Annotated in this window: 25 protein-coding genes and 1 other annotated feature; of the genes, 6 read left to right on the forward strand and 19 right to left on the reverse strand. The window is 38.2% G+C overall.

Annotated features, from left to right (window positions below; translation table 11 throughout):
* Positions 1-88: 88 nt before the first annotated feature.
* The 7 genes from RB160_RS06805 to RB160_RS06835 all read right to left on the reverse strand — a co-directional run bounded on the left by RB160_RS06805 (position 89) and on the right by RB160_RS06835 (position 7386).
* Positions 89-811 carry a hypothetical protein gene (locus RB160_RS06805; RefSeq protein WP_316569474.1) on the reverse strand — a complete coding sequence of 241 codons (723 nt, stop codon included), beginning with the start codon at positions 809-811 and terminating at the stop codon, positions 89-91.
* Entirely contained in the window at positions 795-1244 is a 450-nt protein-coding gene (locus tag RB160_RS06810; RefSeq protein WP_316569475.1) for a hypothetical protein, read from the reverse strand. The genes RB160_RS06805 and RB160_RS06810 overlap by 17 nt, the downstream gene beginning before the upstream one ends.
* Before the next feature lie 172 nt (positions 1245-1416).
* Positions 1417-2406, reverse strand: a complete 990-nt coding sequence (locus RB160_RS06815) for a nucleoside hydrolase (protein ID WP_316569476.1) — start codon at positions 2404-2406, stop codon at positions 1417-1419.
* Positions 2407-2485: 79 nt separating this feature from the next.
* Complete coding sequence (locus RB160_RS06820; protein ID WP_316569477.1) at positions 2486-3727, reverse strand: NupC/NupG family nucleoside CNT transporter; 1242 nt, start codon at positions 3725-3727, stop codon at positions 2486-2488.
* A gap of 246 nt (positions 3728-3973) precedes the next feature.
* Positions 3974-4978 (reverse strand): LacI family DNA-binding transcriptional regulator, encoded by a 1005-nt coding sequence (locus tag RB160_RS06825; protein WP_316569604.1) that lies wholly within the window; start codon positions 4976-4978, stop codon positions 3974-3976.
* 205 nt (positions 4979-5183) lie between these two features.
* The gene (locus RB160_RS06830; protein WP_316569478.1) at positions 5184-5867 is read right to left on the reverse strand and encodes a YczE/YyaS/YitT family protein; all 684 of its coding nucleotides are present in this window, start codon (positions 5865-5867) and stop codon (positions 5184-5186) included.
* Positions 5868-6129: 262 nt separating this feature from the next.
* Positions 6130-7386 carry a pyridoxal-phosphate-dependent aminotransferase family protein gene (locus tag RB160_RS06835; protein ID WP_316569479.1) on the reverse strand — a complete coding sequence of 419 codons (1257 nt, stop codon included), beginning with the start codon at positions 7384-7386 and terminating at the stop codon, positions 6130-6132.
* Positions 7387-8109: 723 nt separating this feature from the next.
* Here RB160_RS06835 and RB160_RS06840 point away from each other — a divergent pair.
* Both RB160_RS06840 and RB160_RS06845 read left to right on the forward strand, forming a co-directional pair.
* On the forward strand, positions 8110-9507 hold the full coding sequence (locus tag RB160_RS06840) for a YfcC family protein (protein WP_316569480.1): 1398 nt from the start codon (positions 8110-8112) through the stop codon (positions 9505-9507).
* 20 nt (positions 9508-9527) lie between these two features.
* Positions 9528-10685: a M20 metallopeptidase family protein gene (locus RB160_RS06845; protein WP_316569481.1), complete on the forward strand. Its 1158-nt coding sequence runs from the start codon at positions 9528-9530 to the stop codon at positions 10683-10685.
* A gap of 364 nt (positions 10686-11049) precedes the next feature.
* Here the strand turns inward: RB160_RS06845 and RB160_RS06850 are convergent, their stop codons facing one another.
* The gene (locus RB160_RS06850) at positions 11050-12279 is read right to left on the reverse strand and encodes a serine hydrolase domain-containing protein (protein WP_316569482.1); all 1230 of its coding nucleotides are present in this window, start codon (positions 12277-12279) and stop codon (positions 11050-11052) included.
* 264 nt (positions 12280-12543) lie between these two features.
* On the opposite strand from RB160_RS06850, the gene RB160_RS06855 reads away from it, so the two are divergent.
* Both RB160_RS06855 and RB160_RS06860 read left to right on the forward strand, forming a co-directional pair.
* Entirely contained in the window at positions 12544-13227 is a 684-nt protein-coding gene (locus RB160_RS06855) for a hypothetical protein (protein ID WP_316569483.1), read from the forward strand.
* 154 nt (positions 13228-13381) lie between these two features.
* The gene (locus tag RB160_RS06860; protein WP_316569484.1) at positions 13382-14647 is read left to right on the forward strand and encodes a transglutaminase domain-containing protein; all 1266 of its coding nucleotides are present in this window, start codon (positions 13382-13384) and stop codon (positions 14645-14647) included.
* A gap of 100 nt (positions 14648-14747) precedes the next feature.
* Here RB160_RS06860 and RB160_RS06865 read toward each other — a convergent pair whose 3' ends face one another.
* From RB160_RS06865 to RB160_RS06890, 6 genes are all read right to left on the reverse strand, one after another.
* A complete protein-coding gene (locus tag RB160_RS06865; protein WP_316569485.1) occupies positions 14748-15728 on the reverse strand; it encodes an SPFH domain-containing protein in 981 nt (326 codons plus the stop codon).
* 52 nt (positions 15729-15780) lie between these two features.
* Positions 15781-16656, reverse strand: a complete 876-nt coding sequence (locus RB160_RS06870; protein WP_316569486.1) for a TPM domain-containing protein — start codon at positions 16654-16656, stop codon at positions 15781-15783.
* On the reverse strand, positions 16653-17582 hold the full coding sequence (locus tag RB160_RS06875; protein WP_316569605.1) for a TFIIB-type zinc ribbon-containing protein: 930 nt from the start codon (positions 17580-17582) through the stop codon (positions 16653-16655). The genes RB160_RS06870 and RB160_RS06875 overlap by 4 nt, the downstream gene beginning before the upstream one ends.
* A 142-nt stretch (positions 17583-17724) precedes the next feature.
* Positions 17725-18144 (reverse strand): PspA/IM30 family protein, encoded by a 420-nt coding sequence (locus RB160_RS06880; RefSeq protein WP_316569487.1) that lies wholly within the window; start codon positions 18142-18144, stop codon positions 17725-17727.
* A 332-nt stretch (positions 18145-18476) separates the two neighbouring features.
* Entirely contained in the window at positions 18477-20291 is a 1815-nt protein-coding gene (locus RB160_RS06885) for a S41 family peptidase (RefSeq protein ID WP_316569488.1), read from the reverse strand.
* 332 nt (positions 20292-20623) lie between these two features.
* Positions 20624-21331, reverse strand: a complete 708-nt coding sequence (locus RB160_RS06890; RefSeq protein WP_316569489.1) for a DNA alkylation repair protein — start codon at positions 21329-21331, stop codon at positions 20624-20626.
* A gap of 261 nt (positions 21332-21592) precedes the next feature.
* On the opposite strand from RB160_RS06890, the gene RB160_RS06895 reads away from it, so the two are divergent.
* A complete protein-coding gene (locus RB160_RS06895) occupies positions 21593-21775 on the forward strand; it encodes a hypothetical protein (RefSeq protein WP_316569490.1) in 183 nt (60 codons plus the stop codon).
* Positions 21776-21963: 188 nt separating this feature from the next.
* On the opposite strand, the gene RB160_RS06900 is transcribed toward RB160_RS06895, so the two are convergent.
* Positions 21964-22311 carry a short-chain dehydrogenase gene (locus tag RB160_RS06900; RefSeq protein WP_316569491.1) on the reverse strand — a complete coding sequence of 116 codons (348 nt, stop codon included), beginning with the start codon at positions 22309-22311 and terminating at the stop codon, positions 21964-21966.
* Positions 22312-22442: 131 nt separating this feature from the next.
* Here RB160_RS06900 and RB160_RS06905 point away from each other — a divergent pair, with 131 nt between their 5' ends.
* Positions 22443-22913 (forward strand): hypothetical protein, encoded by a 471-nt coding sequence (locus RB160_RS06905; RefSeq protein WP_316569492.1) that lies wholly within the window; start codon positions 22443-22445, stop codon positions 22911-22913.
* 196 nt (positions 22914-23109) lie between these two features.
* Here RB160_RS06905 and RB160_RS06910 read toward each other — a convergent pair whose 3' ends face one another.
* From RB160_RS06910 to RB160_RS06925, 4 genes are all read right to left on the reverse strand, one after another.
* Positions 23110-23568 (reverse strand): hypothetical protein, encoded by a 459-nt coding sequence (locus tag RB160_RS06910; protein ID WP_316569493.1) that lies wholly within the window; start codon positions 23566-23568, stop codon positions 23110-23112.
* Positions 23565-23945 carry a VOC family protein gene (locus RB160_RS06915; protein WP_316569494.1) on the reverse strand — a complete coding sequence of 127 codons (381 nt, stop codon included), beginning with the start codon at positions 23943-23945 and terminating at the stop codon, positions 23565-23567. The genes RB160_RS06910 and RB160_RS06915 overlap by 4 nt, the downstream gene beginning before the upstream one ends.
* Before the next feature lie 80 nt (positions 23946-24025).
* A complete protein-coding gene (locus RB160_RS06920) occupies positions 24026-24619 on the reverse strand; it encodes a YdeI/OmpD-associated family protein (protein WP_316569495.1) in 594 nt (197 codons plus the stop codon).
* 55 nt (positions 24620-24674) lie between these two features.
* Complete coding sequence (locus RB160_RS06925; RefSeq protein ID WP_316569496.1) at positions 24675-24941, reverse strand: hypothetical protein; 267 nt, start codon at positions 24939-24941, stop codon at positions 24675-24677.
* Between the two features lie 188 nt (positions 24942-25129).
* Positions 25130-25351: a binding site (T-box leader), on the forward strand.
* Positions 25352-25365: the final 14 nt, after the last annotated feature.

Consider the following 25365-nt stretch of genomic DNA (forward strand, 5'->3'; position numbering starts at 1 on the left):
ACCGTTAATGAAGCCGAGATCCCATTCACAGAAACGTATTTTGGTAAGTAACTGTCCATTCTACTTAATGGTTAGCACTTTACTAACCTTAACTCCAATTCATAACGACCCCATATTTATCGAGAACTTTTCTAGGCCCTCTTGGTGTTCTCACTCTAATATTCATTGCTTTTTTGGGCTCAGTTAGCAGTAACTCTATTCTTTTTACTTCCATTTCCGTGTATTCAGTCTTTTTGAGCAATTTTGTTAGTATGTTAATAGCTCCTTCAGGAGATTCGAGCCAGTATAATTTATTATAAGATTTTAGTATTCTTATTAAGTCCCTTCGGAATTCCTTGAACATCCTTGTACTTGGTATAATTTGATTGCACATAAAATGATATTGATCCTTTAGTTTGATCCTCAATTGGTTTTGTTTATGCCTTTTTCTAAGCTTGCTAAAAAACTGCGGTTTTTTATTTATGTATCTCTGATTATTCGATTCAAATCTTTTAATACAATCTGAGCCAATTTTAAGCTGTTTTTTAGTTTTGACATTATAGATCACATGATTCACTTCATATACAGCTGCACCGCAAAGCTCACAATTTGGGGTAAAGTTTAGTTCAAGTCGAGAAATCTCCCCTAGCCCTACCCATTCGGTCATTGCCATGTCAAACTCTTCAGATAAGCTGTTTTCGATTAATGTTTCAATAAATATTTTACGTGGCTGGCACATCATTTTCCTCTCCCTTTTATCGTTTACTATTTGAAAAAAATAAAAAACCAAACTGATTTCATTTGAACAGTTTGGTTTACGAATGTATTTCATCGAAAATCTTTTTAAGTCTATAAAGCTCTAAATCTGCAACCCCATGCTGCTTATGTAACTGCTCCAATTCCTCCTCTTCTTTTTCTTCTTCAATAACCCTTATTATTGCTTCAACCCTACCGGATAATTTCCTATTAACATGGTATTGCAATTGTTCTAATGATTCTTCATCAGCCCCCCTAAAGAAATCCTCGTTTTCTTTAGCCCATTTATTTACTAAGTGCTCATTGATAAAATCTTTATGGCTCAGCTCTGATTGGCCTTGGAATGCCTTTGTTGATGCCACTGCTTTACAAATCGATTCTAGAATCATTCTTAATTCTGATGACCTAACCGGTTCTGGTGCATTTAGGTAAACAAAATGGTTGTATCTAATCACCCGCATTAATAGTTGTTCGGCATTCAGTTTTAATAGCAACTCTTTCTCTTCCATTCCTAATCCCTCCTAAAAATCGGTCTATATATACCTATACTCAAGAGACGGAAAAACACACACTACTTTTAAGGGAACAAAAAAAAGATTGAATGGCTGCTTTTTAACAGCGATTCAATCTTTGTCTTTTCATTCTTTTCCGATAAAGATTTCAGTAAACACCTTGTCCCAACTATAAAATATATTTTGTATACTTGGCATAGGATTCCGGGAAGCAAAGTTTGAAGACGGCTTTCCTATAGTTGTCGTTGTTGATTCCCATAAAAACATTTGCATTTCCAGGTTCATCACTAGGGGATAATTGAACTACCGTCTGTCCTTTGCATATTCCTTCGCATTCCATCTTTAAGTTGACTCGTTTATAGACGTCATCCTCATCACTTAAACTAGGGTCAATCGCAAGCATGACCGCAACTAAATCATGAACAACAACCCCTGTGATTCGAAGAGATTCCCAATACATTTTTTTATAATGATTGGACATTTCACTTAACAATGATCCTAAATGCCCACACTCTGTTTCTAAGAAAAATAAATCATCCAGTGTAATCCGGCTGCTTTGTGTAACATCCAATCCGATCATATTTATTTCAACATCTTCACCTATCAACTCATACACTTCTTTTGCGGCTTCCGGATCAGCCCAATAATTGAATTCAGCTACAGGAGTTACATTTCCATAGCGAACTCCGCCGCCCATAGACCAGATCTTTTTCACCTTTTTCATCGTTTCCCTATCTTTGCGAATGGCCAATGCAATATTCGTTAGTGGTCCTAAGGTTATGAGTTCAACCTCTCCAGGGTTTGCCTTTACTGTTTCTAAAATAAAATCTACTGCTTGAGTATCTGACAGTTTCGTTAGGTCAGGAGTAAGAGTAACGGTACCCAATCCTCCTGCTCCATGGACCGAAGATTCTATATTATATGTTTTAGCATTTTCAAGGGCTACCAATGAAGCCTGTGCTCCCGGATAAACTCGGCAGTCGGCATTCATTAAATTAACAATCCCTAAAGCGTTATTCACACAGTTATCCAAACCTACATTACCAGCTACAACTGTTATTCCTACTACATCGAAGCCACCATAACTTAAGGCGGCTACAATCGCATACGTATCGTCAATGCCTGGGTCTGTGTCTATGATGATTTTTCTTTTTTCCATGTTTGTCACCCTATATAAGAATTTTGATTTACGATTCGTCCAGCATGGGACAAAGGGACCAATAAGGCCCCCTTACCGATTAAAAAAACATACCGACGATTGTCGCAGTTAGCATGGAGGCCATTGTGGCACCTACTAAAAGTTTCACTGAATATTTAGCAACCATTTTTCCTTGTTTTTCATCGATGGATTTAATTGAACCCGATACAATACCTAATGTTCCGAAGTTTGCGAAACTAATTAAATAAGTAGAAATCATCGCATGTGCCTTTGGAGACAATGTTTCAGCGACTTTTGCCAACTCACCCATTGCAACAAATTCATTCGTAACTAGTTTCGTAGCCATGATACTGCCAACTTTAACGACTTCATCCCAAGGGACACCTAATGCGAATGCAATTGGCGCAAAGACCCAACCCATAATTTCTGTAAACGTAATATTAAACATAATTTCAAATGAATTATTTAATAACGTTACTAAAGCCATAAAACCGATTAACATGGCTGAGACAATGATTACTAATTTAAAACCATCTAAAATATACGTGCCCAACATTTGGAAAAACGGTTCCCTTTCTTCACTTGCTGCACTTACTTCACTTGTTGCACTAACTTCGCGTTCTGCACTTACCCATTCTGCACCTACCAAATTAACTGAAGCATCTTCGTTGATTGTTTTTGGATCGTAAGGGTTCACAACGCAAGAAATAATTAAAGCTGAAAAAATATTTAAAAATACAGCAACTACTACATATTGGCCTGGAACCATTGTCATATAAGCTCCCAATGTGGCTGCAGCAACAGCTGACATTGCCGATGCACAAATGGTATAAAGCTGCTGCGGTTTCATTTTAGAGATTTGTTCTTTAATTGTGATAAACACCTCAGGCTGTCCTAAAATAGCCGTGGAAGGTGCAAAATAACTTTCGAGATCTCCCATCCCTGTAATCTTATTGATTAGTTTTCCTGTCCACTTAATAATAAATGGCAAAACCTTTATATAATTTAAAATTCCAAGTAACGCTGATACAAAAACAATAGGCATTAATACGTGGAAAAAGAAGACAAATTCCATTTGTATACCGCCAAATACAAAGTTGGTACCACCTTCTGCTTGTTTCAACAACCAACTAAAAAAGTCAGAAATTGCCCCTAAAATTTTTATCCCAACTGCGGTGTTTAAAGAAACAAATGTGATCACAAGCTGCAACCCAATCATGATAGCCATCGGTTTATATCGAACATTCTTTCTATCGAAGCTTATCAAATAACCTAAACCAAAAATGAAGGCTAAACCGATGATCCCTCTAATGATGTCCATACTTTTTCCTCTTTTCTGTAGTCAAATTTTGGTTGTTTTTCAATGTTATTGAGATAGATTAAACGTTTCATTTTTAAAAATAGGGGATAAGCAAATCCAAAAACTTGAAACGTTTCATTTTACTCCTAAAAAATAAAGTTGCATAAATCCAAATAATTGAAACGTTTCATTTTGCTTCTAAATAAAATAGAATTGTATAAATCCAAATACTTGAAACGTTTCATTTTCATGTTAAAAAAATATGTGTTATTCAAGTTCAGCTACAGATCCGCCTTCTTTAAGGATACAAGTAAAAATCATAGGCGTTCTCTCATAAGATTCACGTTTTAAAAAATCCAGTAGCCGATATGCAGTATATTCTGCCATTTCTCTTATTGGCTGGATAATCATTGTTATGGTGGGATTCACAATTTTAGTTAATTCATCTAAGTCGAAACCAATTAATGAAATATCCTTGCCAATTTGTATGTTGTGCTCATTCAAGTATTCGATTACGCCTAATGTCATGTCATAGTTTGTTACAAAAATAGCTGATGGGAGATTTTTTAATTGAAAAAGTTTTTCGCAGGCTAGATACCCGCCGCGCTTAGTAAAATCACTATAAACGATATACTCAGGATTCATTTCAATATGGTTCTCTTCTAAGGATTTTTTATAGCCTTTCATCCGTTCAATCGTCGTATAACCGTCCATATCTCCCCCAATAATGGAGATCAATTTATGGTTTTTATGGTTCAGATAGTCAACAGCCATTTTTGATGCGCTTTCATTATTGACTAAAACATATTTCGCTTTATTATAATCCTCAATGATCCGATCAAGTATGATAATTGGAATCGAACTTCTTAGGCTCTTTAGCCAATTCTCCAATGCCTCGTTATTTGTTGAAGGGATAATAATCATAGCATCCGCATTTCTAGATTGTAAATTAATTAACTTTTGATAATCTAAAAACGGGGAGTGGCCGATGACTGTAATCATGACCATAAATCCTTTTTTTGATAAAATTTCTTCGACGACGGAAACTAGTTTGGCTGAAAATGTTAACCCAGTCGATGGAATGACTAAACCAATCAACTTTGACTGTTTTGTTTTAAGCGATCGGGCAGACATGTTAACATTATATCCCAATTCCTCAATGGCTGTTTCGATTAAATATTTATTTTTTTCCCTTACATTTTTCCCATTTAAAAAGTTTGAAATCGTCCCTAGAGATAAACCTGTCTTTTCTGAAATATCCTTAATTGTCACTCCCAATTCGATTCCCCTTACAAATGTGAAACGTTTCATTTTTTTTGAAAAAAATTAAACCGCTTACAAATGTAAATTTACTATACTCGTAGAATTATGTCAAAGGAAATATTTAAAGGAATTCAATCTTAGTAGTATAGAATAAATCATAGGTGCCCAAGGCATTAAATACTAGGATAACGTTTTTCTGTTTTTACTCAAAGCTTTAAACGGCCTCCTCTACATTCTTTGGTTTTTCTTTAAACAGTTTTTTATCAAAGAATTGGCTTAAATATTGAATAGCTGGTCCTGTCGTAAGAGCAGTAAATATAGTTATGACTCCAAATTTACCACCTAATAAAAATCCAATAACAATTAGACTTAAATCCATGGTTACCTTTGCCCGACTAATACTCCATTTTGTTTTATCCCGCAAGGCCAACATTAAGCCGGTAAATGGGTCAACACCTATATTACTGGCAACAAATAAACCAAGACCGGTATAAAGTAAGATACATCCGGCTAATCCACCTGAAATTCGATGCATAAGAATACTATTATCAAAAAGGAATTCATAAAGTTGGCCGCCAAAGGATACGAGTAGCCCATAAGGAATCAAATACAAAACGGTTCCTAAGTTTACATATTTCCTTCCAAAGAAAAGTAACAATAAAATTAAACCAATGTTAATATAGTTTGAAATGATTCCTAGTTCCGCTCGGCTAAAATTGAATGTAGTCCGAACGCCATCATATAAGATACCAACCGGGTCATTCCCAAACAATGTATTGTTATTAAACGCCACTCCAATACAAATGAGCGCTATTCCAATTATCGATACCATGATCTTTTTTGCCATAATTCTGGAACTTGCACCTTGCAATATCGACTTTACATGCTGCTCTATCATTGAATTCTCGCACCTTCTCAATCTTTGTCCATATGGCTACATTCAAGTTTTTTTCGCGAATCAACACCATATGGTTCGATTTGTTTAATTACTTCATAGCATAACCTTTTCCGCATCGTATCATATTATTTCCCATTAAAAGAATACACGTCGTGTGATTCCCATAAGAATTGCACGACGTGTTATTTGTTTTATTTAAATTGAGAATGGTTTGATTTTGTTCAAGTGGTACTATAATTTAATCAAGTCCCTATCGTTCTTTTTAATTTGCTTCGGCCTTTTCAACATTCCGCTTTTTAAATTCATCATATACATTTAATGCCGCCTGTAAGCTTTCGCCTCTATTCAGATTAAAGCCTTTCCGAATAAGCGTTGCTTCTAATGCTGCAAGAACGTGAAGGATATTTTTCTTACGGGAGCTATAGCCCATCGTTCCAATCCTCCAAATCTTTCCGTGAAGCGGTCCGAAAGAGCTGGCAATTTCAACTTCAAAATCCTCCAACATCATGGAACGTACTTCATCGCCGTTAATTCCTTCAGGGATTTCAATTGCCGTAACAACAGGAATCTTGTGTTGTTCATCTCCAAATATCTTTAAGCCCATCGCTTTAATTCCTGCCACTAATGCTTCTTCATTTAACTTATGGCGGGCAAACCGGGTTTCAAGTCCTTCTTCAAGAATAATACGAAGCCCTTCTCTTAAAGCATATTGCATACTTGTCGCTTCAGTATGATGATTTAGACGGACAGGGCTCCAATAATCCATCAACTGGCCTAAATCAAAATAATTGCTTACAATTCGATTGTTGGAAGGCTCGCTGTTAAATGCCCTTAAGCCCAATTCAATACTTTTTCTTTTATTGATTACTTCTTCAACCCGTTTGTTGAACGTAATTGGGGCTAAACCAGATGGAACAGATAAACATTTCTGCGTACCGCCAATGACTGCATCAAGCTTAAGTTCATCCACCTTGAGGTCGACTCCGCCCAATGAAGCTACAGCATCGACAACTAGCAGAACATCTGCTTTTCGGCAAGCTTCTCCAATTTCCATTAACGGCTGCATGCAGCTAGTTGATGTTTCTGCATGAACGATGGCAACAATTTTCGGAGAAACCTCATGAATCTTGTTGATGACTTCTTGGGGGTCAAAGACCTCTCCCCAAGGAACCTCCATAGTCGTAACATCTGCTCCATAACGCTGGCAGATTTCAGTTAAAAGATAGCCAAATCGGCCATAGATGGGAACCAAAACCTTATCCCCAGGTTCAATCATGCTGCACAGGACAGCTTCGATACCTGCCCGGGAAGTTCCATCAACCGGGAATGCCCATTGATTCTCTGTTTGAAATACGGCACGCAGCATTTCCATTGTTTCGTTCATGATATTCGTAAAGGCTGGATCGAATTGTCCTAAAATCGGGGTAGCCATCGCCCTCAATACTCTTGGATCAACTTCAACCGGCCCAGGTGTCATAATTGTTCTAAGTGGGACATTTAAATCTGTGTACTTTGTCATATATCTTAGCTCCTATCATGAATATACTTAAAATCAAATGAATTATTATGAAAACATTTCGGTTTAAACCATTACTATTTCAAAAAAATAATAATATGATTTTAGCAGGAGAAAGCGATGAAATCAAAGGAAAACACAATCAATCGCTTAATAAAGCATTTCCAATTCCACTTAAGTTTTATACAAATCGTTACTACTTAAAGACAATTTCGTTGTGTCGTGGTTCATAAATGTTAAATGAGTCACACCTTATTTAAGGGAAGCATTTATGATTTACCCAACAGTCAAGGGACAACCAGAAATATAGATGTGACAATGCAACTCGACTTCCATTCGAGCTTACATTAAGCAAAACCTTTACCAGGTTAGTAGTGTTCATTGCGAGGAAATGACATGGGGACAATGGGTAGGTTTTGAAGTAAAAAGACCCAACTAGTCATATTCCCTAGTTGGGTCTTACTATTAAAATCTCAAGAACATTCCATAGGTGATCTTCCAGTCAAATACCCCTTTTATGCTTTTTTATATTTTTGCATAATTCGGGTCTTTTTTGCTTTATATTCACAATTATGAGAAGGGCAACTGGTTAAATGTCCTAATTAAGAATAAAATTAATGATTTCAAAAAAACTTTTGAAATATTGAATTGTATATGAATATAAATTAAAATAAACTGCATTAATATTCAACAAAGGATAAGTAAAAAGTAAAGGAGTTTATATATATGCATCACGAACAAACAAAAGGGACCAGAGCTCTTAACATAAACGCGTTTGTTTTACTATTTTGTATTATTGTTATTGCGGCTGTCCTCACACATTTTTTACCTGCAGGTGAGTATGAGCGATATGAAGAAAACGGTCGAACTTTAGTCGTTCCAGATTCATTTCAATATACAGAATCATCCCCTGTTGGATTTTTAGATATTTTTAATAATATTCATGTTGGGATGATTAATGGAGCTGGCATAATATTCTTCGTTTTAATTGTTGGGGGAGCATTTGGAATTTTAAAATCTACGGGCGCCCTCGATGCTTTCATCATTACGATCACAAAGAAATTAGGAAATAGAGAATTACTGCTAATTCCTGTCCTTATGTTCTTTTTTGCCGTAGCCGGTGCCTTAATGGGATTGGCCGAAGAAACGATTGTCTATATTGCTATCATTGCACCATTAACTGTATCGTTAAAGTTGGACGCTATCGTTGGATATGCAATTGTTTCATTGGGTGCTGGAATTGGATTTATGGCTGCAGTTCTCAATCCTTTTAATATCGGAGTTGCACAAAGCATTGCAGAATTGCCTACGTTCTCTGGTATTGGCTTAAGAATCGTACTCTTTTTTGTATTGTATTTGGCTGCAGTACTATACGTATACCAATATGCGAAAAAAGTTAAAGCCAATCCAAACCTTAGATTTTTAGGTCACTTTACAAATGAAGACCAAACAAAAATAAAGACAGATGTCTTGTTAACTCTCCGTCATAAAATAATATTAACGTTATTCTTACTAAACTTTGTTGTTTTAATTTTTGGTGTTATCAAATATGGATGGTATATTACTGAAATTGCAGGATTGTTTTTATTATTTGGCATTCTATTTGGGGTTGTAGGAAAATTATCCGCAAGTCAGATTGCAGATGGTTTTATTGATGGAGCAAAAGAATTAATTGGCGGAGCTTTAATCATTGGATTTGCTCAAGCAATTCTTGTCGTTATACAAGATGGAAAATTAATCGATACGATATTGCACTCTGCCTCTACCTTACTTAGTCAACTATCACCTTTTTTCACTGTCATCGGAATGTTCTTTTTACAACTTTTCTTAAATTTCCTAGTGCCGTCTGGAAGTGGACAAGCCGCACTTACAATGCCAATTATGGCACCATTAGCTGATCTTGTTGGCATAACAAGACAAACGGCTGTACTTGCTTATCAACTTGGAGATGGTATTTCGAATTCCTTATTTCCTACTTCAGGTGTCTTGCTTGCAGGACTAGCTGTTGCTGGAATTCCTTTTACAAAATGGATTAAGTGGGTTTTACCATTTATCTTTATCCAAATCATTATTAGTATTATTTTTCTAATTATTGCACAAGCCATTCAGTATGGCCCATTTTAGTGAACTAATGGGGGTTCTTTATGTTTAAATTACACTACGTTGATCAACAGCTAATTGACTGGTCGATTAAACAACGCAGACATTTTCATATGTATCCTGAATTATCGGGACAAGAATATCAAACAGCGGCTTATGTAAGAGAAAAATTAGGCGAATTAGGGATTCCGATAGTAGAAAAATTTTCAGGGCCCAATGTCATCGCTTATTTTAAAGGAACAGATGGTGAAAAAACCATCGCTTTACGAGCAGATATGGATGCACTGCCCATTATTGAAGAAGGATACAAGCCCTATTCTTCAACAGTTTCTGGCGTCATGCATGCATGCGGCCACGACGGCCATACTGCTACTTTACTGGCAGCTGCCAAGTGGATGAGTGAAAATGCACATTTGGTAAAAAACAACATTGTTCTCATTTTCCAAAGCTCTGAGGAAATGTCGCCAAGCGGGGCACAACAACTTGTAAAAGAAGGAATATTTGATAATGTTGATGCCATTTACGGTATTCACTATATGTCAAATATCCCTTTGGGTAAAATTGGTTTTGCAGTAGGTCCTTTCATGGCATCAAGTGATGACTTTGATATTGTGATTGAAGGTAAAGGTGGCCATGCTGGCAGCCCACATGAAACGGTGGATCCCATTTATATTTGTAGTCACCTTATACAAGCATTTCAGTCCATTGGCAGCCGTAATTTAAATCCTATACATGGTGGCGTGATTTCAATTACGGGAATCCAAACGGGTATGTCCTACAATGTAATTCCTGATAAAGTAATACTTTCAGGAACAATAAGAGCCTTAACGCAAGAAGGTGCCGAATTGATGCTTCAGAAAACGGCCAAGTTAACGGAGTCCATTTGTGAAAGCTTTGATGCAAAGGGACATTTAAAATTAATCGAAGGAACTCCTCCACTATACAATCATCCAGAAGCTTGTGACGTTGCGAGAGGAATTATCGAGAAAACATTTGGCAAAGAAGTCTTCTCACCCATTGAACCCATATTCGGGGCAGAAGATTTTGCCTTCTACTTGAAGGAAAAAGTCGGAGCATTTATTCATGTCGGGATGAAAAGTGAAAACAGCTCGTACCCTCACCATCACCCAAAATTCGATCTAGATGAAGCTGCAATTCCAGCGGGTATTCAACTGATGATTCAACTTGCAGTGAATGCGTAATTAACCATCTTCAAGAAATAACTGCTAATGAACTACCTTGAAAGAACTTAAATTTCTTTATTCTCTGTGGCGAAGTTTTAATTCATGGAAAGCTATCGTAATCATTTATAAATAATTAAAGTAATAATGAGGTCCAATTATTTACGATTTGGACCTCTTACTTTTTGTTGTTGTAAATATTTGTGGTAAATAACTTATTTAACTACTGATAATCAAGCACAATTTCCACTTTCTGCTTTACCATCACTTGTAATACGGTTCACTGTAACGCTTCTTAAAAGAGGTTCTTTACATTTATCTGCTTAAGATTTATTGATTCCATTTCCATCATGTTTAGGAAAGGAGAGCCATGTCTACCTACATTTTAAGGTTCTGTATCGGATTTATATTTACCTATTTTGAAAGATACTTCTTTAAAGATATCCTCCCATCTATCTACATTTCCAGACGATTTACCCGTTCTTAAAATGACAATATCGTTTTCCGGAGACATATATAGGTACTGTCCATACTTTCCCATCGCAAAAAAGTCTAAACCGCCATTATTATTCGGTGTACTATACCACATGTATTTGTATCCTATATTTCTATTTTTTAAGAATGAGCCATTGTATTCATCACTATTTAGAGGGAATTCGCTAAGTGTAGACTGTTTTATCCATTTTTCATTTACTATTTGCTGGCCATTCCACGTTCCACCATTCAGCAACATACTGCCTATCTTTACAAAATCAATCGCTTTAAAATTAATACCGCTCTCCATTTTTTCAAAGCCTGTTTTTTTACTGTCAAGACTCCATGAGGCACCGTTTTCTGCTCCGATTTTATCCCAAACCTCTTGTTCGAAATAGTCAGCTACATGTTTTCCCGTACTTCGCTCCAGTATGATGCCAAGTAACAAAGGATGATAATTGTTATAATGAAATCTGCTCTGGTATTTTTCCGTCAGATCATTATGGGTCAACGCTAAATTACGTAAATCAGGCATATAATACGTTTTCGCATCGTCGCCAAACCAAATCTTCCCTTCCTCATAGCTTATGTTTGAACGCATCAGCAGCAAATCTTCAATTGTAATGCTCTCCATATTCGTTCCTTTGAACTCACTTATATAATCAGATATTGATTGTTTTACGCTTTTAATATAACCATCTTCAATCGCCTTTCCAATTAGCAACGAATCAATTGACTTAGCCATAGAAAATGAAGTATTAACTGAATCCTTGTCATATCCGTTGTAATATTCTTCAAGGACTACCTTGTCATCTTTGACAATGATAAATGACGTAGTGTTTGTTTCCTTTAGAAAAATATTTAGCGATTTTTTTCTGCCTACTCCTCTATGCGTATAGTTTACTGACATGTCTTTTAGAGATTCATCCAGGTGGTATTTATACCGGTAGGGCTGAGAGCTTTTCTGAATAATCCGTTCAGGAAATACTTTATAATCCATAACATCCGAATTTCCATTTACGATCGTCCTAAAAACATACTGTGGGGAAAATAGTAATGAGGAAACGAATACAAGAAGTACTGAACCTATCAATGAAATTGTTAAGAAAATAAGTAATAGCTTCGTAATTTTCTTCTTCATTTTATCTCCTTATTTTCCAAGGTGGCTGGAAAGTTGTTCTTCCATCTATTTTACTTTTACAAAAAGAAAAAATGTTAATATCCAGCAAAATTAAATAAAAGCAAGCATTGGTTTATCAAAGAAAACTTAATAAAATCTTTTGATAAAAAAATATTTTTCTATTTTCTTGAAGTAGAATTAGATATAAAGATTACTATTGTTTTCAACGTGTTTAACCAAAAAGATGTTTATTCAGCCACTTTTCAAACCAAGGAGGAAAAACTCATGCCATCGTCTACAAAGGTACTACTGAATTACCTAAGTGCTTCATCCCTCGTGATTTCAGGAATTTTGTTTGTGCTTTATCCTGCGATCCGCCCCTTTTCTGATGAAACATCCTTGGAAGGTGCCACAGCCTTCGCCTCCACCGAATGGTTAGTCGCACATATGCTAGCTATTGTTGCTTTCACACTACTCCCTCTCGGTTTACTTGGGCTTCACAACTCATTGATTAGCACATCAGTAAGCCCACTTGCCTTTTGGGCTTTAGTGTTATGTTTAGTAGGGATAGGTCTTATTTTGCCTTTTTATGGAGGGGAGACATTCGGTCTGCATGCCATTGGACAGGAAGCGGTAAAGCAACAGTCAGCTGAATTGATTAGTCTAGCAACTATCGTCCGTTCGGGTGCAGGCCTAGTTATGTTCCTTATTGGACTCCTAATGCTCGGCATTGCCACAATTTTATTTGCTTTTGCAATTTGGAAGTCGGGCAAATTTCCGAAATGGAGTGGCATTCCATTCGCATTTGGGATTTGTCTATATATTCCACAATTTTTTGTTGGGCAACCGTTGAGAGTAGCCCACGGGTTATTGGTCGCCTTGGGCTGCATATGGATAGCAATAGGTTTATGGAAACACAGCAATCAAACTATCAATCAGAAGGTCCAGGCAAACACCTTTGAATCCTAAGCAAGTAAGATATCATTAAACAAGGGCAGAGTAAGATACTATTTACTCGTACCTCCTCTGCCTAAGTGTCAAAACTTTTTCACAATTTAGCACAATTTTCCATGGTATCCTTTTATCAGGTATCGTGTTTTAACCGATACGAGGGAGGACCGGCATGAAAAAGTTAACTGCCTTACTTGGTTTATTATTTTTTATCTATCTTCTCAATCCGCCAGCTGCAAATGCTTACGAAAACGCCGATTGTGTGAAATACTACAAGCGGGCGCAATGGATGGATGCACCCACTGAACAGGTGGTGTGGTGGAATGGGGCAATCCTGAAAAAGGGGCAGATCGGCAGGCTGACTATTTTGAAAAACACACCGCTGTACAAAGTGAGCGGAAGTACGAAAACATTCGTCCGAACTCTTAAAAAAGGAGATTTTTACCGCATCTATGCATTTAAGCCAGGGTTGTTGAGCGTTGGCGGGGGTCTGTACGTTGAGCGGAATGAAGCCGTGAAATATGAGACGCCAAGCAAAGCGAAACTCGAAGAATCCTATTGCAAATACGAACTCAATATTTATGACGAGCTGGAGAAGAAAAAGGCGGCAATTATTAAAGAGGCCAAGCTCAAAAAGAACGACCTTGCAAAAATCCTGTATGTTCACGACACCCTGGTAAACATGATTGAGTATGATGAAGAAGGCTACGCGGAAATCATCAGGACCAATGATCTGTGGGGCCCTTATCCGGTCTACCACACCGCACTTGGGGCGCTTGTGTTTGGAAAGGCGTATTGCGACGGCTATACATATGCGTTGAACGACATACTTCGGGAACTCGGCATCACCGCCTATCAAGTTACAAGCAGGCCGATGGCTCACTCCTGGAGCATGGTCAAGCTGAACGGCCAGTACTACCACATCGACCTGACATGGGCTGATATCGGTGATGAGGCGAGTTACTACAATCTTCTCAAATCTGACGAGGCGATCAAGGCAGCAGGGCATTACGGCTGGGATGGCCCATTTACAGATGACGGAAAACAAATCAAGGCAACCAGCACGATTTTTAATAGTCTCGGTCAAAACATGACCTACGATGACACTCAAATGTACGTTTTTACTCCTACGAACATCGAGGAGCGCAACAATTACTTAATCAACACAATCTCCTTCGCTAGCCTTGAAACAAAGCAGCTGGCTGTACTAAACAACACAGAACTCAAAGACATCATTTATCATAAAGGCGCCATCTACGCAATTGAACGCAAGGAAAGCTCAGACCGAATTCTAAAATACACAACCACCATGAAACTGCTAGAGGACGTCACTCCGCCTGGTGGTCATTATTTCTACAGATTGTTCCACCTCAACGGAGAGCTATACCATTCCTACGTCACAAACGAAGGCAAAGAAGGAATTAGAAAACTCCAATAACTTGAAATTTACACTGAAAAAGCCACCAGCCACGGTGGCTTTTTCTATGATGCATCCTAAATTAGGTTATTCATTATATCCTTGATCACGGACACCGATATTAAACAAGCTTTTGTCCACAGTTTGAGCAGAATTTGGCGCCTTCTGTTTTGTGGCCGCAATTCGGGCAAAAGTTCGGTTTCTTTTGCCCGTCTGCCAGATCGGTATTTTCCATAGAAACAGGCTGATTAGGAGTTGGCTGATTCATCTGATTCATCATTTTACCTGCCATATTCATCCCAATCATCATCCCCGCTATATCGGAGGCTGCTCCTCCGCCGCTCATCTTGCCGGTGGCCATGCCATCTGTGATTGAGATTTGCTGATAGCGGTTCACGTCACCAACCATCCCATGTGAAGCATTTTTCGTAATCATTTCTTGAATTTCTTTGGGATAACTAAAGCTCATGACATTAAACCCAGTAATCGATATCCCGCTCTTCACCATCTGCATATCCAAATCCTCTTGAATGCCTTTGGAAATGTCGAAGGAGTTGGCCTGCAGGTTGTACATATCCTTTCCTTCCCTGGAAATCCACTTCATCAAAAGCTGATCGAGAACCGAAGTAATCCGGATTCGGACATCCTCTACTAAATAGTGCTCGCGAACACCAGCAATTTCATCAATCAGGGAAATATAATCATTCACTTTAAAATGAAACGTTCCGTTCGCACGTATTGGGAGGCCGCCAGGAAGCCCTAGTGAGGGAATGTTAATCGCATTTTGCGTTCCCCATTTCACGACAAACTCTTTCGTATTCACAAACAGCACTTCTACACGCATGCCGCTATTAAACCCGAACTTGAATCCCCTTAAAGTCGATAAGAAGGGAACAATTTGCGATTCGATATCATACTCACCTTCATCGCGGAATATCCCCTCTATTTTCCCATTTTTAAAAAAGATTGCATCCTGGCCAGGACGGATAATCAGTTTACTCCCCTTTTTTATTTCGCGGTTATTCCACTTATAAAAGATCATGTCATCTCTGAATTCCTGCCACTCTACTACATTTGCAAATTGGTTTTTAAAAAAAGACATTACATCTACTCCTTCCCATTCAATGTTTCCGAGCTTGCTCCAGCAATTCCTTTTAAAACTTCCCTCTGCTGCCGCTATGCGAATGGCCGCCCCTTGTGACACCGCCACCGCCACCGCCGCCGCTATTAGTATTAGAAGACGGTTTTCTCTGCTTCGTTACTGTTTGTCTGACAAAGTTATCGTAATGGTTTATTACTTTTGATCGATGACTATCCATATAGGTTCGGGCATTTACCGTGACCCTGCCACCAGCACCGTAGGCCATGCTCATGACAACCACTCCCGCTACGATCAGCGAGACGATTAATTGAAACCACAATTGAAAAAAAATATTTTCAGATGGTTGGCTAGCGAATTCATAATGATTATTCACTTGCGGGCTTCCAACCGATCCGTTGCCCGAATAGCTACCCGTTCCGACATCCGGCTCAATATTCATATATTCATAGGCTCTATCGAGGAATATTGAGAAAGCTGCAAAATATTGGCCACCTGATAAATCGGGGGTCAATTCCTCACGAATGAGATCGAGCCGGCTATCATCCAAATACTGCTCAGCTTTTTTAAAACCAGCCAAATAGACATCACGCTCATTCATGTCAATGGCTAGGATAGCTGTATTTCCATATGGCTGGCCGTATCCTGGCCCATGCTCATCATAGAAATCCTCTACATACTGGACGATATCCTTTCCATTAGTGCCATCTAAGGTAATGATGATAAAAGCCGTCTCTCTCTCTTTCGCGTGTTCACTGGCTACCTGTTGAAGTTCCGCCGACTCATCATCCGTTAACAAATGGGCATTGTCATATATATAATGATTCCGGTCAAAGGTTTCTGCCTTCGCAGTTGGCATCCCCCAGGGCAAAACCAGCAGCAGCATCAATAACACAAGAAACCTTCGTTTTTGCATAGGGCGTTCTCTCACCAAAAACCGCCTCCCATCATAAAAGAGACAAATTTTAAAGCAAAGAAGGTTCCCGCTGCGACGCCGCTAAACCACGCCGTTACCTTACCTGAGCTGATTGGCGGTTTACCGACAACCTTACCTGTCTGTCCATTCATCGCAAACGTATAGGGGGAATTTTTATAATCATAGCTGATCATCCAAACTGGCAATAAAACATAATGGCTTTTTACATTTCTCGTATCAATATGTTTAGATTTATAATTGGTCGAATGATAGCCTGAAAAGGTAGATTTAATATAGGACTCTACATAGCCGCTGATTTTTTCCTTCGCCCTGGGGAGCAGCTCTTCATCTGTAAAGTTGTATTTTTCAGCAATATACCCTGCCAAGTAAGGGGTCCTAAAATCCTTTAATTGATCATAGGGATAGGGCTCCAATTTATCCATTAACTCATCATTCATTTTGACGGATGCATCAACTGGAATCTTAAGATAATCTAAATTGATATCACGGAAGGCATCATAGTACTTTGTTTCTGTATAAATATAATCTCCTTGTGAATAGGTTCTAACCTTCGTACATTCCGCGCTAACCTGCACTTTACTATTCAAATCAAACAACCAAAACGGCACATACATCCCTGTAATACTTTTTATCCTATCTGCTGTCATAAAGTCTTTTGGAGTAAGCAGGCCTTTTCGGCACCATTTTTGAAATGCCATCATTGCTTCTTCCTTGCTAATTGTAAAAGGAATGACTTTTGCAGGTGCAAGCTGGCCTGATAGGCGATCGGCAATGACGACACCAGCTCCGCAATAACTGCATCTTGTTGCCGCAGTCTCAGCTGTCGTAATAAGAACAGCCCCACAATTCTCACAATGGTATTCCTTTGCTTCATCGTCAGAAAATCTGGCTGTCACAAGCTCTTCCGGATAATTTTCAATATTTTCATGTCTTCCGCAGCTTTGTCAGTTCAGTTTGCCTGAATCAGCATCAAACCCCATATCACTCCCACAGCTAGGGCATTTATAATGAAGAATCACGAACAAAATCACCCCTTTGTATGAACTATATGTATGGAAGCGGTCAAAAACCGCTCCTTTTAATAGATTCCAATTCATTTATATCAGCTATGAGCTGATCGTGTATCGGTTTTAACTGCTGGGATTTCGCTGAAGCCAACTGAATGGCAGCTTGCAACTCGGACAATTTTTCTTCCATAACCGCCTTTTTCTCTTGAAACATTCTTACGTCTCCTTCATTGCCCTCATCCAGAGCCTTAACGGAGTACCGTTCCATTTTCTCAATACCTTCCTGGCATTCATTCAGTTCCCGCTTCAAGCGTTGCTCTTGGAGCAAACATGATGTTAATTCCGCTTTTACCTTCCCTAAATCCTTTTTCAGGTCTTGTAAATTTTGTTCAACCATTTTTTCCAGATCTTCATCCTTATCAATGGTATCAATTTTGCTTCCCATCATATCCTTAATCCTTGAAAAAATGCTCACTGTCTTCAACTCCTTCCAATAAGGGCCACCACTTCATTATACTGCCAAATTTTATTAAAAGTTTCATTTCCCAAAAACAATTCCCCGGTCGATAAAAAAGCAGTGGATTTCTCAATTGAAATCACACTGCTTTAGAAGATAATGAACATTGGCATTGATTATGCAATTTTCGAATTCAATTTGTTATTATAAAAAAACTTTTAATTGTGGTATGAGTTTACCATAGTTATTTCTTTTGTTGTCCCCAATTTCACGTTCGCAAACCATTTTTTCACGAGTCGTTTGCCTGGTATGCTGATTCCTTTTTCCGCTCAGTTAAAGGGATTTTCCAGTCAATTTTCCTTAATTAATTTTATTGCCATTTCCAGCTGTTCATCCCTTTTTTCGGTCAAGCCTTTAATTGTATTTTTAACAGGTACAGTAGGTGAAATTCCTACATTATGATGTTGGCTGCCATCATGTTTGACCACCTTTAATCCTGTCCAATAAAACTTCATGCCCCCCGGCAAGAACATTTGAACCACATTTCCGTTTGTTCCGGCAGTCGGTTCACCGACAATTTCCCCCAGTTTATAATGTTCAACAATCCCCATAATGGTTTCGGAATAACTTATGGCACTGGCATCTGTCAAAAATACCACTTTGCCCTTAATTTTCGGTTGTTTTGGTTCAATTGACCAGCTTCCATTTTCATAACCATTTTTATCACTATGGTCAGGAAAGATCGGCTGAAGTTTTAAAAACCTGGCAGTATCCAACTTTCTATCTGTTAAATGGCTAAGAAAGACCTTAGGAGTGTCTCCTCTGGGATATCCTCTTATATCCACGATAATTCCTTTAGCTTCAGACAGTTTGGAAATCATGTTATCATCTAATTGGTTATCATCACTAAAAAAATTAATGTAATAAATCCCTGGTTCTATCTCTGAAAAATCTTTCTTTCGATCATAAACGTAATCGATAAATTTCGTTGGTTGGTAATTATAAGGGGCATCAACTGTTATGAGTTGGCCATCTCTTTCAACTATTAATTTTGCTTCGGGCTGATCCTGGCTCGCCAATAAATTGAATGCCGCTTGCTGCTCTTTCCATTGTATTGTTCCAGAAGTCTGTTTCATTAGATTCTTAAATTCTTTAAGTGCATCTTTTCCATCCAGTTTCAAAAGTACATCTCCAGGCTGAATTTCTTTTACCTCGGAAAAAGTAACAACTAATTTTCTTTCAACATGCTTTACACTAATAGGAATTTTAAAAAGAGCCACGGACGGATTAATATTTTGGATATAGCCAATATGGCCATCTTTAAGTTGTGCTGCCATATTTCTCATAACGTCATAAGTGCCTTCTTCATTCTTAACATTTTTCATTGCCTGAATGCTTTTTGGAAGCTGCCCTACCCAATCAATAGGAATCTCCTTAAAATATGGGTAAAAATGCTGAAACGTATTCCAAGAAATAATAACATTTGCTATTCGAACATCTTCATTATCATAGGAAGAATCATAATCAGACAAATACTGATGTATATTGTCCTCTAATTTTTTCAGGTTCTTTTTCGATTCTTTTGTACTTCCAATAGTTTGTTCCGAAACAGAAAAGAGAATAGTTGGTAAAGACAAATGTATTTTCTCGATCTTTTTGTTTATTGTATTGTCACCATATTTAAAAGATTGATCAAATAGCATAATAGAATTTGAATTCTCGGAATAGATTCTCTCACTGGAGTAATCAAAACTTTGGAAATCACGTTGATGTTGCCAAATGACCAAAACCGCGTTTTTAGGAGCTTTGTCCGAGTTATTTGGATTGACTACCTTTTGAGATGAGAGGCTAATGGTTGGTGCAATTGGAGTGAACAGTTCATTTAAAGCACGTAAAAGTTCCTCTTCATTTTTCGCTTGCTTAATTCGATTCACCCCATAAATGGCAAACTCATCCCAATCGATGTTGGCAGCTTCGTCACTAGGATGAAAATAACGGACATACCCGTAAATGCGCGCGAAGACTTCGAGATTTTTCACTTCATTTCCGTATTCTGGCTCATGTTTTTTGCCAATCGTTTCTTGAACCTTCTTTTCAGGAATTAATAAAAGTGCTGCTACGAATATAATAAACACAAAAAGAATTACTTTATTGAAATTTCGCAAACGTCATCCCACCCGACATTATGTGTTTTCCATTATAATACAATTATACCAGTTGATGGAGGTAATAGTAATAACATCTTTCGTACAGGAATGATTACAGAAGTTACCTAAGTAGAAAAGCGATTTAAATCAAAAGAAAAATGAACTTAGCATTCAACTAAGTTCATCTTATTTAAAGATCATTCCACCAGAACAGATGATATACCGCTCCAACTTCAACTTCCGATTCTTTGCCTTCTCAATCCATGGGGGTTCACGGTAATTTCACTAAATGCCAAGGACAGTTTTAAACTATATAACAGCATAAAAGAAGAATCACGTTTAAAGTGGTTTCAACATCTTACATACTTCCGTTTAAAACCTATCCTTCCTTTTTCAACATCCTTTTGAATACGCTCGTAAGCATTCAAAAAACTGCTTTTTTTCTTGTCCCGTTTCACCTCTACAATACCTAATTCCTTTGCGGTTTTGACTGCATTTTCATGGAGCGACAAATACGAAAGCCCAACGGTGTATAAAAAATTATTCATTGAAATATTGGTCCGTTCCGGCGCGTCGTGAATCGTATTTTTCACCCTATCAAGCATTTCGGAAATCTTATTTTCTGAAAACTCAACATCGGGCCGATTTCCTAAAAGCCAGCAGTAGCAGCTCCAGCCAGCCGACATTCTAAGGTCTTCACCACTTGATATCCATTTATCCGCAACGTCCTGTGCAATATCCGACTCCGATAAAGTTACGGCCACAACAAAATCGGACAGCATGTAAAAATAAGCCGCATCAATCCAGCGATCATAATCCGCTTCAGTCATGGCTTTTGGGTCTGCAATAACGCCAGCAAAGTACATTGCATCGTAATTCCCCGTGGCATAAAGTTCTTCAGCCAAGGGTTGATTTATTTTTATTGTCCTTTTGAGTGGTTTCATAGCGCCTGTAGCCACGCCGAAAAGCGGCTCATGCGCGCCGTTGGATATGTATATTTTTTTCATTCGTTCTTTGCCAAGCGCTTCAAGCTCCTTCATTACCATTTCTAAATTCAATCTTTGGCACTTCCTTTCACTTGCTCCTGAAACCGCACATGTTTAGTGCAATTCGGGGGAGATTTATAAAATAGTATTTACGGTTCGGGCAATAAATGCTCTTTTAATGACCGAAGGACTCTCTCCTCATTGCTGTACTGGCATTAAATCCTCTTTAAATGACCTAAAAAAGCCGCAACCTGTATTGTTTTCTACAAAAACTGGGGAATCTCCTTTTATTGAATGGTAAAATTGAAGAAAGGTCTTAAGGAGGAATATTGTATGGCTAGTTTAATGGGATTTATGTCTCTAATAATCACACTCGCTATTCCTACAGCTGTGATTGTACTCGTGGTTTCAATTTTAAAGATTAAAAGAAATACCGAAATACAGATTGAACAAAACAAAAGGATTATTGAATTGCTTGAAAAAAGAGGCGGGAAGGAAAATCAAGAATCAGTTTGATTGGTTATGATTACCCAAAACCGCGCATTGGGGGGAAACGGCACAATTCTTGATTGGAAATACGCAATAACAATGGGGTTGTTTTAATCTTAGGTGCCATACCTGAGATTTTTTAAAAGTGGTATGGCTTTTTAAGCGCATCAGTATAACCCCCCCATTATTATACTGATTGCTTTCAGCACAATAGCCTAAACCCCGTAATGAATCATATATTTCCTTTCCTCGCTTCCTTGAATGATTTTAGCCGCCAATTCAGCAAGTTCCTCGGACTTTTTAAAATCACTTGAGGCCGAAACAACTTCATAAAAAAACGACAGGGATTCCGGTGGAATAATCGTTATGCCGTAATAGGCCAGCCCAAACTCCGGGCGGCCAAGCGAGTGGAAATACGTTTTCATGCTAGTCAGCCGATCAACCAGCGTCTCGATGATATCATCGTGAACGGAAATGCAATTGTATTTGTCAGGGTTGTATTCTTGAAAATTTGCCTGTTTGTCCAAAACATCTATTACTCCAAACTCGTGTACACATGGCATCGCTTACTCCTCCCTCTCTAAAAATTGTCGCATTCCCGCTTCACCTTACCTAAAATTGGTACAAAGCAACCGCTTTGTACCATGCTAATATAATAGGACAAATCAGTATAGATGGAAAACGGAGTGAAGAGATGAAAGTATATCGGATTTCATTGCTGGCAATCAGCGTGTTTATGGTGTTTGGGTTTACTTGGTTCGGTTTGGGCATTTTCTCTTTACTTCAAAAGGCTACTGCAGGCCTTTTACTTACTTTAAGTTTCCCTCTCTTATTCATCGTTTACGCCACTTATCTATTACGAAAGCGAAGCCAGGGCAACGGTTTTTATTGGGACGAGGAAGGCATTGTTATAGATCTCAATGGCAATAAGGTTTATTGGGAAGAAATAGAGAGCATTCGCTACATGAATTTTAGAGGGATGAAATCGACAGTCATTTATCCCCATTATACATTCCATGAGAAAATAAGGGCCCGCCGCAATAAGTGGATGCCAACTACCGCGCACTCGGTCGAATGGTTTTTTATCGAAAAACCAAAGGAATTTCATAAAAACCTGATGAAAGCCTGGGAAGGAAAACAAGCTTCTAAAAGCCCGAAAATATAACTCTTTCCCACTCACTCTCTTTTAAACAGTGCAAGATTATCATTTTCTTTGCCTCCTAGTTTGTTTCGCTTCTAATTACCGATTATTTTAAGAATAAACAAAAAGCCGCCGGTTGGCAGCAATAGAATAAAAAAATATAGGATTTAGGTAATTTATTTTTTCCCACTAGTGTGGCTTCCCCAAGAAGGAATTCAGTTTACAAGTATTTAAATTCATTAGGAAGATTTTCTCCAATAAGTTTTTTCAGTCTCCTGTACTTATGACATGTACGAATATCCTCTTCATCAAGCCCAAAAACTGAATCATTCAAAAAAAGTGGTTGTGAAAATTCTATTGTTTCAAGCATTTCCTCAGTAAAGCTCATTTTTTTATATTTTTTAACTCTGATGTTCTCAATTCTTTCGCAACTATCTTCCATTTCCGATAATTCTTCATCGTAAAACGTATATGTTTTATTCACAAATATTGAAATTTCGTCTTGGCCAGTAATCTCCCATTTAAATAATTCAATGTAATCGGAAGCAGGATTCATATAATAGATAAATCCTAAACCTTGATCACTTAAACCGATATAGGTTTCCTCAAAAGTGTCATAATAGAAAATTCCAGCTGCCCAAAGTCCCTGAAGATCCAGGTTGCTCGTTTGACTCGTCACTTTTTTTCCAACACCGCAAAGTAATTCTCTTCTCCATCGGCAAAATTGAACACACGGGCGCCTGGCATTGTTACGATATCCCCGACTTTGATATTTTTAGAGGATAGGTCTTCGTACAGTTCCTCCAAATTTTCTGTGAAAAACATTAGAGATGGCGTACCGAGATTTAATCCGGGCGACATTTTCTCGACGAATTCCTTGTTATGGATGACGATGGAAGAACCGCCGCCGTTTTTTGGTGCGACTTCAATCCACCTGAATCCCTGGCCGTTGTTTTCTTCAGCAATCACGCTAAATCCTAACTTATTTGTCCAAAAATCCACTGCGTCATCCTGGTTGTTCACATACAGCATTACCTGGCCGAGTTTCCTAATCATTTACTTTTCAGCTCCCCTATAGGAATTTTTTCGAACTGCTATGTATACATTCAACACTTTCCATGTAATTCCTTCAGGAACTAATCATTTAAACCCTTTCCGTCCAGAATTTGCTGCGTGTATTTTTCCACCCGTGCCACACGCGTTTTAGATTGTTTCGCTTGTGAAAAATAAAGAATGTATGCTCTTTGGCGCCCTGGGGTCAATGCTTCGAAAGCGGTTTTCAAGGCAGGCATTTCTTCGAATTTATGTTGAAGTTCGTCGGGGATGCTGTACTCCTCTGTCTTTTTAAAATTCACTTCCAACCCGGCTTTTTCCACCTCAATCGCTTCGATAATATAATCTTTCAGGATGGGTTCCAGTTCATATATTTCCTGGACGTTCGTAAAACGGATCTGGCGCGCCGCCTGGACATTTTCCGTTTGCTGAATTAAAATCCCGTGCGGATCCTTTAACAAGGCCCCTTTCGGAAAAAGAAGTGCGCAATATTCTTTAAATCCATGGATTAAGACGATGTTTTTCCCCTCAAATGTGTAACAGGGATGCATCCACTTAAATTCCTCGTACAGTTCACAGTCAAGCGCGATTCCCCTTAACTTTTCATATTCTTCCTTCCATTTATTCGCTTTGCTTAAAAACTCATCGACCTTAAGATTCAGTCTGCCGTTTGCCATCCGGGGACCCTCCTCTTTTTGCTTTACTTCCTTCACAGTATTTCCATTATTCACTCTAGAAAAACGCAGTAATGGAGAGATAGATACAAAGCGCGGCTACAACAGTAAAGATGCTGAAAACTATTCGGTTATACCGGAACTTTAAACCATAGGCAGTGAAAAAAATGGCCGCCGATAGTTTGGATAGGCTTTGGAAATATTCATTCCCTGAAAAATATGAACTGCTAAAAAGGATGGAACCTACTAAAGATGTAATGATCAACAGCTTAAACCAGAACGGCTCTTTTAAGAATTGCTTTAGCATAAACTTAATTCGCATCATAAAGTTATATCCCTTCTTTTATTATTTCTTCGTTAAGCTTATGGTAATTGTCAGAATTTTATTAATTGTTAATTTTATTTTATCAAACTTGTTTTGTGCAAACGATATTTTTTAATGAAAATAATCCCTTAGACATCATAAACCTGTTGCAAATTTCCAATGAATGGCTATACTATTGATAACAAAATAAAAAATCAATGATGAAGAGAGTAGTTGTTTAGCGGAAATAGAGCGAGCCGGGGATGGTGGAAGCCTGGCATGACGCGAACGATGAAGCGCACTTCGGAGATGCTTTCCTGAAAACCAGTAGGGATGGCCGGGGATGGCCCCGTTACAAAGTCGAGTGGTTTTTTCATTGAAAAAACAAGCAGAGTGGTACCACGGGTTTGAATCAAACTCCCGTCTCTTTTAATAGAGGCGGGGG

Origin of the sequence: Neobacillus sp. YIM B06451 (assembly GCF_032667185.1) — a bacterium.
Taxonomy (GTDB): domain Bacteria; phylum Bacillota; class Bacilli; order Bacillales; family Cytobacillaceae; genus Bacillus_D.